A 15,094-nucleotide genomic window follows, 5' to 3' on the forward strand; every position below is an offset into this window, starting at 1 on the left:
CATTTCCTGTTGTGGCGTCCGTATTGCCAATAATATTAATACTTCCCGAATTGCTAGTTACATTAACTCCAACTCCCTGCAAATCTCCTGAATTTACATTGCCAGAACCTGTCAAATTGACATTTCCTGTTGTGGCGTCCGTATTGCCAATAATATTAATACTTCCCGAATTGCTAGTTACATTAACTCCAACTCCCCGCAAATCTCCTGAATTTACATTGCCAGAACCTGTCAAATTGACGGTATTTTCTGTTGCTGTGGCACTTCCAATCTCAATACTTCCCGAATTGCTATTTACATTAACTCTTGTTCCCAGCAAATTCCCTGAACTTACATTGCCAGAAGCTATGACATTAATATTCCCAAGTGATGTAGTATTGCCGATCGCAATTGTTCCCCCATCGCTATTGACTGCAACTACTCCCCCTTGCAAACTCCCTGCCTGTAAGTCGCTGGATGCTCTCAAAGCAATAGTGCCCGTGCCAGCGTCGATCGAGACAACATTAATATTAGTTTGGGCATCCAGATTTACTGTGGGAATCCGATTAACTGGATTTGTGGTGGCAGGATTAACAGTTATTGCCCCTGTGTTGATTAGCTGTTGGGCTAAAATTCTGACATCTCCGGTAGTAGCGATCGCCCCCGTATTAACACTCCCATTGCTGCTGCTAGCATTGACAGTGGCAGCGTTGAGATTGCCTACCGTTAAGTCCCTAGAAGCTGTCAAACTGATATTTTCAGTTGCTGTAATATTGACTGGTGTAGTATTGGGGACTATAATATTCGGATCGCTCAAAACTCCCAAGGCCCCGGAGTTACTGGTAATATCAACATTAGATCCCTGCAAAGTCCCAAAATTCACATTGCCAAAAGCTCTGAGTTCGATCGCCCCGGAAGTCCCAGTATCGATCGACCCTGTTACTATATTGCCTCGAACAGTATTCAGACTAATACTGCCGTTGATATCAGCACGAGAAATGTCATTTGTCAATATAATATTGTCATTAGCTTGAATATTAATTGTCGAACTAGACGTTAATCTGCCCCCAACTACCACTGCCCCTTCCCTGCTTTCGAGATTAATTTGACCGCCATTAACATCTCTAGTTGCGATAGTTCCCGGCGCTGACAAAATCACCGGCCCGCCGGCCGAAATATTTTCAACAGAAATCAAATTATTCGATAAAATAGACGCAGGAGTAAATATTGCATCGTCACCTAAAGGATTAGGTTGTTCATTATCACCCGGAGTATCCGTAGGAGAATTAGGAACATTAGGAGAATTTGCCAAATTTTGCACTCCCGCCCGCAGAATTAAAGCCGGACTGCTGGTTAAAATAGCAATATCTGGATCGCCACTCACATTTTCCCTACCCAATGCAATATCGGGGCCGGTAATTGTAATATCCTCGGCAACAATGCTCCCCCTCGCCTCGACTTTCAGCGAAACTCCGGTATAATCTCCAAAGAAAACATCTCCTTCCGAACTGATAATCGGGTCAAATAAACTCACGAAATTTCCCGGCATTCCCGACAAATTGCGAATCGAAAAATTGCCACCCGAAACAAAGTGAGAATCCCCCGAAATAACGCCGTTGCTAACCAAACTCAAATTGCCGCCACTTTGGAATTGCGGGGGAAGAGATAAGCCGCCGATCGCATTTTGAGTGAGAATATCAATAGTGCGATCGGCCTGAATGTATAAATTCCCCCCAGCCTGCGCCAAAAAAGGATTCTGGGCGCTGTCCCTGACCCGCACCGCATCCCCACCCAGCAAACTCAAATCCCCCGTAGTTTGCAGCCTAGCGCCCGCTAACGTGAGATTTTCCGCAGCCCATAAATTCGCACCTTCCGCATTCAACTGCGGCAGCCCAGACACATTAGCAGCAATCGCCACATCCCCAGAATTCACCTGCAAACCAGAACCCACAAGCCGCACAGAACCGTCATCAGCAACCGCAACACCCGTCGCCTGATTTTGCCCAGTACCTGTCAGCAACTGCGGCAAAGAAACAGGATTCAAAGTCTGTTGAGAATTACCAAAATTTCCGCCCGTTGCTATTTCCAAACTCAACAAATGCCCCGGTTGACTAATGCGGAGAACATTATCTCCCCCAACAGCAGCAACAGTAATTTGCCCGCCCGCAGCCGACAACTGCCCGGTACTAACAACCGTACCGCCAAGCAAAGCCAAATTTTGCCCCGGAGTCACCGCTAAATTGCCAGCATTAACAATACTTCCCGGTACACCCGGACTAAAATAAAAAGCATTTGGCGTACCCACCAACGCGCTAAAATTATTTGTACCCGCAGCATTAAACCAATTTGAACCAAAACCGACACCAGTAGCAGTAGTTGCAGTGAAAGCCGCCGGCACATTCAAACTCGCGTTCGGGCCAAACACAATCCCCGCAGGATTAATTAGAAAAAGATTAGAATTGCCGCCCGTGACAGTAATTAAACCGTTAATTAGCGAAGCGTCCCCGCCAGCAATTCGAGCTAATATATTTTGAATAGCCGAATTAGTCAGAAAATTAGCAATTTGACCTTGATTCAAGCCGAACTGCCCAAAACTGTGAAAAAGATTCGCGCCGTCTCCCGACAAACTGCCGCCGTTGATATCATAACGGTTGCCGATCGGGGTGACAACAGTACCCGTACCGTCAGCAGCAGGCACTATGGGCTGTGCTTGCGCGAAAGTATTAAAAATTAACAAAGAAAACGGACAAATAAATAGTGCAACCTTTTTAATCTTTAAGTTGGCATTTTTCATAAAAAAATTCGGTAAGTGGGAAACGAGCGTGTATTTAGACTACTCGTGGGAAACGACGTGGCGGTTTCAACCGCCTTGAATCTTTTTTCATCGAAACCTCCGGGATACCGTGGGTTCCTTACTACCGCCTTGGGATTGATTGCTCGGTGTACTTTTGTAATGTACTTTCAATGGGACAATTTCCATCTCAAGTTCTCAACCCGCGAACGCATAGTGTTTTGCTCAAATGAGCCTCCCTTGCGGGGTAATGTGCGCTTCGACCTGGTTATAAAGGTTTGTTAGACCTGCAACACTGTTTTAGTGACTTTAAAACTGTTTAATTGCAGATGACAGAGCCCAAAACTAGCGTCGCATTTTCCGGTGTCGTACCTAAATAACGTCTCCTCATAAGAGGGGTCTGGTCAGAACAGCTTGCAATTTCTTACAAGCTCAGTGACTTCAGTCCTGAGTTCCTGACAGCAGCAAGTAAAACTATCTCCATTGCCTGAATTATCGCACTTGCAAACAACTTACCTCTAAATTACACATTAATTCGCTCATGACAACTCCCAAAATCAAAAGCCTCTACACAGACGGCGCTTGTTCCGGCAACCCAGGCCCAGGCGGCTGGGGTGCAGTAGTTTGTTTCGCCGACGGCAACTGTCACGAACTCGGAGGTGCAGACCCCCAAACCACTAACAACCGCATGGAAATGCAAGCTGCCGTCGCTGCGCTGGAATTTTTTGCCAATTCTGGTCAAACCGAACCCGTCACCGTTTACACCGACAGCGAATACGTTAAAAATGGCATCACCAAATGGATTCAAGGCTGGAAAAATAAAGGCTGGAAAACCTCAACGGGCAAAGATGTTGTCAACCAAGACCTCTGGCACCTGCTAGACAAGCTGAATTCCCGGCAAATCAAGTGGGAACACGTCCGCGGCCACTCCGGCGACTTCTACAACGACAGATGCGATGAAATCGCCCGCAGCTTCTCGCACAATCTCACTCCCCAACTGCAACAGCAGAAACCAACGGGAGACGAGGCCGGGGCGGGCACGGGGGCATCGCCCCTACGCTTTGACAACACAATTGTTTCGGAAGAAACGGACGCAACTGGTAACAAAACGATAGAATCCTATGTCATAACTTCTGACCTTCCGATCTCCAACTCTACCATGATGGATTCAACTGCCGATACCCTGGAGAACTTGCCCCGCGAGGTGAGGGTTCAGGACCTCCGCAATCTGATCGAAACCTTGCACATCGCCGACGAGGTTGCGACGAAAGGCTACTTGATTACCAGTTCTGAACTGGCTGATTTGATGGATGTAAATGCCAGCGCTGTCACCAGTCGTGGAGACAACTGGGTTTGGCGAAATTGGGTAGTGTCGCGGGTGCGGCGCGAAGGCAACCAAATTCTCTGGCAATTAGAGAGAATCGACCACGTTAGTACAACTGATTAGTGGTTAGTCATGAGTTATTGGTTGATTAATGACTGATGACTAATGACTGTCTCAAAGCAAGATTTGGCAAAATTCCGTAGGGACACAACATTAGTTGTGTCCTTTTAGTCATCAGTTGAGTAAACAGATTAGTTAACCTCAGTCCCAGTTAAAAGAAAGAATCCAACTGTAAACTCGCGATCAAAACCCTCCTAAAATGGCATTGCACAATTTGAGGATGATTCTTGTGGGGTACGCGTCCCGCCTGCTTTGAAAATAAAGCGGACGGGCGGGACGCCCATCCCACAAAACAATCAAAATCATCCCGCAATTATGCAACGCCCATAAAATCAGTGATTTTGCATCGAAAATCGAAAATAGCATGAGTATCAGCTTGCGAACAGTCACTGCTACCAGATATGTCACTGTTTGGTCGCCTTAACTATTATGGCAGTTTTCTAATTGAAAACTTACGCAATTGACACATATATGGTAGGGTGCGTCAGGGTCAAACCTTAATTGTTTCTTACACAGCGTAAGTCAGACGCACCTTACAAGTCGATCGCCCCTGTGACATTACTACCTGTGATTTGGCTAATTTATTGAATTTTATGAACCTAATATCTCGTGCCATTGTTGTTATTTTAATGGTATTAGGCTGCATTATTTCTGTTTTAGTTCAGCCACCGCAATCAGCCTTAACCGTGCCACCTCCAGTGCAAGAATCTCCACGAGGCGGAGGAGATGTTGCTCAGACAATGAATTTTGGACGGCACTTTCAAGAATTAGGAGTTGAAGGCTCGATCGCAATTTACGATTTGAATAGCGATCGGCTTTATCAACACAACCCGCAGCGTAACGCCACAGCTTTTTTACCTGCATCTACATTTAAGATTCTCAACTCTCTGATTTCCTTAGAAACAGGGGTGATTTCAGATGAGCTTGCCGTGCTAACTTGGGATGGAATTCAAAGGCAAATTCCCGCATGGAATCGAGACTTGAATATGAGAGAAGCCATGAAACTTTCCGCCGTTTGGTTTTACCAAGTTCTCGCCCGCCGAGTCGGACACGAGCAAATGCAAAAATGGGTAGCTAAAGTCGGTTATGGCAACCAAAAAATTGGTAACAAAGACGATATTGACAAATTCTGGTTAGAGGGAGAACTGCGAATCACACCCAACGAGCAAATTCAATTTCTCCGCCGTCTATACAAAAATGACTTACCCTTTTCTGAGCGATCGCTGTCTCTGGTTAAAGATATCATAATTGTTGAACAAACTCCCGATTACACAATTAGGGCAAAAACAGGATGGGCAAATTTTGGAGAACAAACAAAGCCTCAAATTGGCTGGTATGTAGGTTATTTAGAAAAGGATAAAAATGTTTACTTTTTTGCTACGAACCTTGACATACGCAACAATAATGACGGATCTGCAAGAATCGAGTTAACGCGCCGTTGCTTCAAGGATCTGGCGCTGCTGTAAGTGGGTTATTTGTTCTGTAATATTCGCAAAAACGCCAGCGGGGCGGCTAACGGTGATAGCCAAAACACCCATTTATTCGATGCCTGAGTTCGATCGTAGGAAGCCGAGTCTTTTAGGACTTACGCAATTGGCACATATATATATAGCGATTCTACATGAATTGTGTAATTGTTGTAGGGGCAATCCGACCCCTACTCCCCGTGGTTGCCCCGATCCGTGGGGGGTAGGCACGGGGAGTAGGGGTAGCACTACCCCTACATATTTTTACAACTGATTTAGGATTGCTATAGTTGGTATAGTGCTATATATCATTTTTCGCAGCAAGGCGACAATCATCTAAGAGAGCATTAACTTCTTCAACGACTAGCCAGGGGTTTCGACCTTTCAAACAAGCTACCATCGCTGCTTCATAGGGATTTCTGCCAGTTTTTTTTACTGCTGCGATCGCCTGTTTGTTAGACAATCCCCGCCCGCTGACCAACCAAGCAGCCAAAACCTGTCCTGTACGTCCGATCCCCCCAGAACAGTGAACTACCACCCGTTCGCCTTTGCTATTTGCAGATTCCAAGAACGGCAATATGCGATCGATTAAAATATCGCGATCGACCAATTCAAAGTCTGCAATCGGCGCCCAGCAAACTCGATCGCACCCAAATATTTTCCGATATGTTCCCAGTAAATCACTGTAGCGGATGAGTTGCGTCTGAGCGAGCAAGCAGCAAACTTGCTTGATATTATGCGCCTGCATAAATTCAATCCACCCAGCAATTTCTGCATCGCGGTATCCTGGTCTGGCTGCACCAAACACAATTAATTCATTCTCTGAAGCCGCAGCGAATTTGTGCATAATGTTTTCAATATTTTTACCTATAATTAAGAAAGACGCAGAAATCCTGAATCAAAAATGAAAAACAAGAGCTCGATCGCCTTAATGAACTGGCTGCAACCCAAACCAGAAACCGTTTTGCTATGCGACTCAAGTGCAGCAGCTTCTGAGATGGCATTCATGCTCAACGGTGAGTGGGATGGGTGCAATAGTTTAGTCCTCCCTAAATCCGACAAGGTAGCAATTGAAGCAGCCGCTAGTTTGCTAGAGACATCGTGGTGCTACCAAAATACTTGCGAACCGGTTTTAATTCGGCTGGAAGTTGACGAATTGCTGCGCCGTTATGGAATTGGAGACAGGTTTTTTATTAATGCTAACTTGCGATGCGCGCAATTGAGCGAACTTTGCTTGGAAAACATTGATTTGAGTTATGCTAAATTAAATTTGGCTAACCTCAGCGGCACTAATTTAAGCAAAGCAAACTTAATGGCAGCACAGATGCAATCGGCAAATCTGAGTGGCAGCAATTTGAGTAAATCGCAACTTGTGAGGGCGAATTTATCAGGAGCAAATTTATCGGATGCTAATCTCATAGGTGCGGATTTGAGTTATGCAGATTTAAGCAATGTTTGCTTAACAGGTGCTGATTTAAGAGGTGTAAATTTAGCGAGAACAGACTTAAGAAAAACCAGCTTAGATGGGGCGATTTTTGAGTAAGACCAAATCCCGCTTAAATACTCTCTCTCACACCGCGTGGGTAAATCCTGTAAACATTTTAACATCAAACCGACAGTCCGGCAGGGGTTGAAACCCCTGCCTCAAAGCGCAAGTCCTCTAAAAGAGGACTGATGAGTTCTTGAGTCCTCTTTTAGAGGACTTTAGCTATTAGACAGGGGTTTCAACCCCTGGCGGAATAGCGGGTGGGGGGGAGGATTGGTGGACTAAAAGCTTAAGTTGACACGCTTTGGGTAATGCCGTTTCCCTAGGGCGATCGCACTTCCGGGGTGTGCTTCATAAACGTGGAATCTGCTGTATCTGCGTCCATCAGCGTACATCTGCCACCATCTGCGGTTAAAGTTCCAAAGTAATTAACTGAGCAATTTCGTCAGTCTGAAAACCCAACGCCATCGGCTTTTGCACTTGGGGAATTACTTGCACATCATAGAGTTCCGTGACAATCCCTTCAAACCGCAACCAGTGAACGATCGCCCCCGTAGTCAAATCAATCGCCATCATACCACAGCGAGCCTCAGCATCCTTGGCTGCTAACAACTCATCCAATTCTAAACCGCTAAAAGTGTTGTCACCTCCCCTCGGTTTCGAGAGTCCAACAATTGCCCAATTTTGCCAAAAAGCTAGTCCTCGGACATATCCCGGACAAAACGTAATTGCCTCAAATTTTCCTGTGTCTAAATCCACATATCCCAATTCCCCTCTCCCTGAATTCAGCAGCCACAATTTATCTCGATACCAGCGCGGTGAGTGCGGCATTGACAATCCTGTGACGATAATATCATTAGATTCAATATCAATAACTATACCGCCATTTTTTCTGCGATCGCGCCAGCCATCCACCACATCCGACTGACTCGACGCTGTGACATATTTCGCCTCCCCACGCACCATTGCTAAACCGTTGAGGTGACAGCGGTCTTCGTTGATATATTGTGAGATAAAACTTGGTTTCCAGAGAGGTTTGCAACTGTGGCGATCGCTCAAAGTAGCGATACAGTTAAACAAAGTGCTAATAAAAATGATTTGATTATTTTTATCGACTGCGATATCGTGAATGTCGATATCTCCAGTGGTGTAGGCGATGCGCGGTATGTATAGGCGATCGTAACCTTGATGTTGTCCTCCCGCAGCGAGCACATTATCTAATTGCCAGAGTTGATATTTTGAACTTAAATAAAGGCGTTCTGGCGTGCAGTAGAGGCCCATAGCGCGATCGAATATCCGCCAATGAATTGAGATTTTCTCAGTTTCCGCCCCCGCACCGATTAACATTAACCTGCTGGTTTGATAGGTAGTGCAAGCAATGCTAATTTGTTGTTGTTTCAACCACAGCGGAAATTCGCGATCGGCAATTACCGAAATTTCTTCTGATGAATCCGCACTAGGATTTATTTGACCGTTTTGCCCTGGCTTCGCTACATTATTTTTGATTTGTACTTCACCATTCGCTGATTTTATCGCATTATTGGCTGGAAAATTTATGCGGGGGTCTGGTGCTGTTTTTTCTGGTATTTCTTCAATTGGTTCGATTTCGATTGCTGCGGGGGGTAAGTGCGATCGATACCTTTCCCAAACCTGCAAATATGCTGATTCTAAATGCTTCACAGTTCGCGCGGTATCAAACAGCGGAAATTGGCGGCGATTCTCGTGCAAGTAATCTTTTAACTGTTGCACTTCTTGAGGATGAGTAGCTAAATGCACCGCCAAGTTTTCATACTCTTCTAAACTATTAACTATTAACTGCGGTAAATTAACTGCATTTAATAAACTTGCTCCCACCCGCGCCGCAAAAGTTTCTCCGGGGCAGGTAATAAAGGGAATTCCCATCCACAAAGCATCGCTACCTGTCGTGTGAGCATTGTAATATAAAGTATCCAGGAATAAGTCTATCCAGATGTGGCGTAATAAATGTTCCTCTTGTAATAATCTCGGTGCAAATATTAGGCGATCGCCATCGATTCCCCGCAATTTAGCCTCAGTTTTCAGGTTCCGAGTTGCTTCTGGATTGCTCTCTAATAGCCACAGTACACTATTAGGTACGCGCTCTAAAATTCGCATCCACACGCTAAACATGACTGGCTCAATTTTGCGACTGTGATTGAAGCAGCCAAAGACAAACATCTCTTCTGGTAAGCCATATTTGGCTTTGGGGTTTTTCTGTTTAATTTGCGCGTCTTCTGCGGGGCAAACTCTCAGATAATTGTTAATCTGATAGCTATGTGGCAGGCAAATAAATTTTTCACTAAAGAACTCGGCGAGGCGGGGGGGTGTTACGATATTATCTGTGATGATGTAATCTATAAATTCGGCTCCCATCGTGTTTGCGTAAGTTAGATAACTAATTTGAATAGGAGCGGGGCGCATTGCTAAGATTTCTGGGTTAGAATATTGGGTATAGCCTCCCATGTCAATGAGGATTTGAATATTATCATTGTATATTTTTTCTGCGGCGGCTGGGGTAGGGATTCCTCGCAAGTCGGTAAATTTATCGCAGTCTGCTTCTATTTTTTGACGCTCAATACTGCCGTCATTAGGGCCGAGAGAGTAGGCGAATATCTCAAATTGCGTGCGATCGTGCAAGGCGAATAATTCACCCATTAAATGCGTTAAAGCGTGGTTGTAAAAATCTCCAGCGATGTAACCTATTCGCAAGAGTTGGGGGGTTGCAGCAGGGGGAATGTGAGGGGGAAAATAATTTTGAGGGACTTTACTGCTGACAAATTTAGCGAAGTAGCGAGTAATGGCTAGATGTCTGTCAGCCTCAAATGGCGAGTACATAACAAAGTCAAAAATAGATAAGTCTTTCAATATATTTTGTTCTATTAAATTTCTGCCAATTTGCCACATTTTTTCGCTTTCGGCTGCTAAATTATCCCACTGGCAGAGCCCCTGGTAAATTTTTATCAAAGATGCCATTGCATTGAGGTTATTTAAGTCTAGCTGCAAGATTTTTTGATAATTTGCAGCAGCTTCGCTGTATTCATAGCAGCGGTATTGAACATTGGCTAAGTTTCCCCGGTAGGGAATATAATTCGGTTCAATTTCTAAAGCTTTTTGATGGCAAATTTTCGCTTCTAGCAATTTTTCTTGTTGGGCCAGCAAGACTCCTAGACTATTGTAGGCGATCGCATAATTGGGATTGTATGTAACAGCTTGTTGGTAGGCCGCGATCGCCTCCTCGACTTCCCCCATCTTTTCCAGGGCTGCGCCTAAATTATACCAAGCTTGAGAGTAGCGCTGTTCGCAATTTAAAGCTTGGCGGTAAAGGGCGATCGCCTCTGGCCATTCTTGCTTAACTAACTTAGCATTTCCCAATTGAAAATAAGCAGGCGCATAATTAGGTTGCAGCGCAATAATCTGTCGATATTCCCTCCCCGCTGCCTCCCAGTCGCCTTGTTTTTGCATAGCCAGCGCTCTATCATAGAGGCTTTCTACAGAAATTTTTTGAGACATTTTATTAATCGTTTTCAACCATTCTTCCCATTCTAATGCACGCACTCTCCAAGTGCAATATTTATTAAAATAATCTACCTGTTTTCGCAAAAATTGTTCAGTTTCTTGAGGGTTAGCGCCTGTTAGGACTTCTAGCACCTCCAGAATTGTCGCCAGAAATTCTTGGGCATAAGATTCTCTTTCGGATATCGAACTAAAGGGAGCGAGCGAATTTGAAGTATTGGACTGGGACAGCGGTATTAAACGCGCAAAACCTGCCGTTGTTTCGGGCAAAGCTCCCCAGTTGCTAGTCACGACAAAACAACCGCTAGCTAGAGCTTCCATCACGGAAATACAAGAAGTTTCTGCAAAGGTATTTGGGTACGCTAATATATTAATCGAGCGCAATTCCCTAGCGAGTTCTGGCTGAGTTAGCGAACCGACATACTCCACTCCTGCTGTTTCTGCACAGCGGCGGTATAGCGGCTCCCATTCATCTCGATCTTCAGTTACTTGATAGACTTTTAAACTAGAAAATACCTTTAATCTCACATCGCTAAATCGCTGCCGAATTTTCGGGAAGATATCTAAAAGTAAATCTAAACCCCGAAAGGGAGTGCTAGTATAAGTTAAAACTGGAGGTTGTAATTTTTGGCTAAAAATAGCTTCGCCTTCAGTGATTGTTTTTTCAAAAGCAGGAGCAATGGCATTTTTTATAACGCCTAATTGCATATTTGTCAGATTGAATTGTTCTAAATATAGCTGCTTTTGCCACTCGCTGACAAAAATTATGCCATCGTACAGCAATTGGATTGATAAACTTCGTAAAGGCTGTGCTGCCGGCTGGTCGCAAGCGTGTTGCATCCAGAGAATTAACTTAGTTTTTTCCCCCAATAGTGGCTTTAACTGCGTTCCAGTTTCCGGGTGATTTAGGACAATAGCAGCATCAAAAGTTTTTAACAAGTCTTTAGAAAGATTAGTCAAAGGAAAGCAATGGACTCCCCGATACACTCCTGGTTTAGAAGTGTTATTGTACAACCATACTTCATGTCCACTAGCTGCTAGTGCTACTGCTAAATAGCACAAAGCCGACTGAGAGCCGCCTAGAGGTTGGCGGTAAGGAGTTTCTATATCGTAATCCCATCCAATCGCATCAAAAAAGCAAATTTTCATAGTAAATTAAGCAAAACTACGCCAGCAGGAGAAATATGAAGCTTTGTTAGAAGAAATAACAAAATAAATCGATAGAGGTGACTATACCAGCATACACATCATCAGTCACGGTGGGCGGGGAATTAGATCGCAAGCGCGCCTGACGGTTAGGACATTCTTAATTGCTGAAACCATTGCTATTAGTGCATTTTTATATCTCTTTTTTTGTTCTTCTTCCTTCTGCAATACAACTCGGACATAGGGCTTTGCAACTGTGGCGATCGCTCATCGTTATTCATAGAATCTGGAGGCATATCTTTAAATATAGCCTTTCTCAGAAAGATGAGGTACTCATGGGCATAGGGCATAGGCCTCCGTGGGCATAGGGCATACCTCACTTTTTTGAGAACCGCTATATATCCAAAATGTAGCGCGATCGTAATTCCCTCGCCTTGCGGGTTTTCTCCATCCTACTTGACCCAAATCAACATTCATCTGCGTAGATCCGCGTAGATCCGCCACCATCTGCGATTCAAATTCCCAAGTAATTCTGTACTCATGACAAAGATCCGACTTTTCCGACTTTACGATCCGACTTTTCCGACTTTACAGACACTAGGACACTCTGTCATAATTAAATTATCAGGTGTCATCTGCCAAAAGGTATAAAAATCGTCGAACTCAAACCGGGCGACCCAGCCAGACAAGCTCAACAACAACGCACTCCACTAGAAGCAAAAGCATATGAAAACCCTAACTAAAATTAACCACCCTAAAAAAAATTTATTTCCTTGGGCTGGTTGCATCAGCAACCAACAAAGCGAAATAGTCATCCTTGATCCCACAATACCGGACAGCCACCACATAGCCTCTGGCATCAAACCGGGCACTGCCACCTACATCCTCGAAAGCAAGTCTGATGCCGTAGAGCAAATCACCACAATCCTAGCTCAGCATACAGGCATCGCAGCCCTACACATCATCACACACGGCAGCCCCGGCAACCTGTACTTAGGCACAACAGAACTCAACAGCAGCAACATCGAAAACTACACCCAACAGTTGCGACGGTGGCGAAACAGTTTGACTGACAACGCCGACATCATATTATATGGATGTAACGTAGCAGCCGGGGAAGCAGGCGACAAATTCCTGACTCAACTGCACCAACTCACAGGCGCAAACATCGCCGCCAACCCCCACCCCACAGGTAACAGCCAACGAGGAGGCACCTGGGACATCCCCCAACTCATCCCCCCATCCCCCCAAGCGCCTAAACTTGCCCTCACCGAAACCACCCTCAAAACCTACAGCGGCGTACTAGGCTTCGCCCCCAAAGTAGACTTCACAACTGGCACTCAGCCCCGCTCCGTCAGCATCGGCGACTTCAACGGAGACGGCCTCCCAGACTTAGCTTTGGCGAACGTCAACAGCAGCACCGCCTCCATCCTGCTCAACACCACCCCCACCGGAGCCACCACCCCCACCTTCGCCACCAAAGTAGACTTCCCTACTGGCAATCGCCCCTACTCCGTCAGCATCGGCGACTTCAACGGCGACGGGAAACCTGACTTAGCTGTGGCGAACTACAACGACTTCACCGCCTCGATCCTGCTCAACACCACCCCCACCAACGCCACCGCCCCCACCTTCGCCCCCAAAGTTGACTTCCCTACTGGCAATCGCCCCATCTCCGTCAGCATCGGCGACTTCAACGGCGACGGGAAACCTGACTTAGCTGTGGCGAACTTCAACAGCAACACCGCCTCCATCCTGCTCAACACTACCCCCACCAACGCCACCACCCCCACCTTCGCCACCAAAGTTGACTTCCCTACTGGCACTAACCCCTTCTCCGTCAGCATCGGCGACATCAACGGCGACGGGAAACCTGACTTAGCAACGGCGAACAGGGGCAGCAACACCGCCTCGATCCTGCTCAACACTACCCCCACCAACGCCACCACCCCCACCTTTGCCGCCAAAGTAGACTTCCCTACTGGCACTAACCCCATCTCCGTCAGCATCGGCGACATCAACGGCGACGGGAAACCCGACTTAGCAACGGCGAACTTCGGGAGCAACACCGCCTCGATCCTGCTCAACACTACCCCCACCAACGCCACCACCCCCACCTTCGCCGCCAAAGTTGACTTCGCTACTGGCAGTAACCCCATCTCCGTCAGCATCGGCGACATCAACGGCGACGGGAAACCTGACTTAGCTTTGGGGAACGTCTCCAGCAGCACCGCCTCCATCCTGCTCAACACTACCCCCACCAACGCCACCACCCCCACCTTCGCCACCAAAGTTGACTTCCCTACTGGCACTAACCCCTTCTCCGTCAGCATCGGCGACATCAACGGCGACGGGAAACCCGACTTAGCAACGGCGAACTACAGCAGCAGCACCGCCTCCATCCTGCTCAACACTGCCCCCAAAGTTACTGCTGTCACCGCCACCACCGTTGATGGCAGCTACGGTGTCGGTTCTACCATCAATATCACCGTCACCTTCAATGCCGCTGTCAACGTCACCGGCACACCCCGCCTGCAACTAGAAACAGGCACAACTGACCAATTTGCCACCTACGCCTCTGGTAGCGGCGGTACAGCCCTCACTTTCAAATATGTAGTACAAGCAGGAGACACTTCCCCCGACTTACAATACCTCGCCACCAACGCCCTCACCCTCAACGGCGGCACAATTAAAGAAACTGTTGGTACAGCCTTTGATGCCGATTTAACCCTCCCCGCCGCTTCCTCCGCTAATTCCCTCGGCGGCAGCAAAGCCATCGTTATCGATACCGTTGCACCCACCATCACCAGCGTCACCTCTACCACCCTTGATGGCAGTTATGGCACTTCTGGCAACATCAACGTCACTGTCAACTTCAGCGAAGCGGTAACACTAGCAGGCGGTAACATGAGTGTAGCCCTAGACACAGGCGGCACGGTTACTATTGCACCTTTTACGGGCACATCTGCTGTCGGCACTTATACTCCAGTAGCAGGACAAAATAGCACCGACCTTAACTCAACTAGCATAACTTTAGCGCCTGGTGCAACCTTAAAAGATACTACTGGAAATAATGCAACCTTGACTATTCCTGCGGGAGTTTCTTTAGCTGATAGTAAAGCCTTGGTTGTAGACACTGTTACACCCGCAGTACCCACCATTACCACAGCCGCAGGCGCAACCAACGATAGCACTCCGACTCTCACCGGAACAGCCGAAGCTAACAGTACCGTTAACATTTTACAAGGCAC

7 protein-coding genes are annotated in these 15,094 nt (G+C 46.5%); 4 read left to right on the forward strand and 3 right to left on the reverse strand.

The window, feature by feature from the left end; genetic code table 11:
- A partial coding sequence (locus tag QUA16_RS26460) for a two-partner secretion domain-containing protein (protein WP_333107187.1) occupies positions 1 to 2,773 on the reverse strand: 2,773 nt, incomplete at its 3' end.
- Between the two features lie 538 nt (positions 2,774 to 3,311).
- Between QUA16_RS26460 and rnhA the strand changes: the two genes are divergently transcribed.
- Both rnhA and blaOXA read left to right on the forward strand, forming a co-directional pair.
- Positions 3,312 to 4,217 carry a ribonuclease HI gene (rnhA, locus tag QUA16_RS26465; protein WP_333107185.1) on the forward strand — a complete coding sequence of 302 codons (906 nt, stop codon included), beginning with the start codon at positions 3,312 to 3,314 and terminating at the stop codon, positions 4,215 to 4,217.
- 590 nt (positions 4,218 to 4,807) lie between these two features.
- Positions 4,808 to 5,680, forward strand: a complete 873-nt coding sequence (gene blaOXA, locus QUA16_RS26470) for a class D beta-lactamase (RefSeq protein ID WP_333107184.1) — start codon at positions 4,808 to 4,810, stop codon at positions 5,678 to 5,680.
- A 301-nt stretch (positions 5,681 to 5,981) separates the two neighbouring features.
- Here blaOXA and QUA16_RS26475 read toward each other — a convergent pair whose 3' ends face one another.
- Positions 5,982 to 6,527, reverse strand: coding sequence for a phosphatase domain-containing putative toxin (locus QUA16_RS26475; RefSeq protein WP_333107182.1), 546 nt, complete (start codon positions 6,525 to 6,527; stop codon positions 5,982 to 5,984).
- 57 nt (positions 6,528 to 6,584) lie between these two features.
- On the opposite strand from QUA16_RS26475, the gene QUA16_RS26480 reads away from it, so the two are divergent.
- The gene (locus QUA16_RS26480; RefSeq protein ID WP_333107181.1) at positions 6,585 to 7,223 is read left to right on the forward strand and encodes a pentapeptide repeat-containing protein; all 639 of its coding nucleotides are present in this window, start codon (positions 6,585 to 6,587) and stop codon (positions 7,221 to 7,223) included.
- Positions 7,224 to 7,577: 354 nt separating this feature from the next.
- Here QUA16_RS26480 and QUA16_RS26485 read toward each other — a convergent pair whose 3' ends face one another.
- Positions 7,578 to 11,846, reverse strand: a complete 4,269-nt coding sequence (locus tag QUA16_RS26485) for a TIGR03032 family protein (protein WP_333107180.1) — start codon at positions 11,844 to 11,846, stop codon at positions 7,578 to 7,580.
- A 723-nt stretch (positions 11,847 to 12,569) separates the two neighbouring features.
- Here QUA16_RS26485 and QUA16_RS26490 point away from each other — a divergent pair.
- Positions 12,570 to 15,094, forward strand: a 2,525-nt coding sequence (locus QUA16_RS26490; protein WP_333181460.1) for an FG-GAP-like repeat-containing protein, incomplete at its 3' end; no start/stop codon positions are given.

Origin of the sequence: Microcoleus sp. S13_C3 (genome assembly GCF_036700905.1) — a bacterium.
Classification (GTDB): domain Bacteria; phylum Cyanobacteriota; class Cyanobacteriia; order Cyanobacteriales; family Microcoleaceae; genus Microcoleus.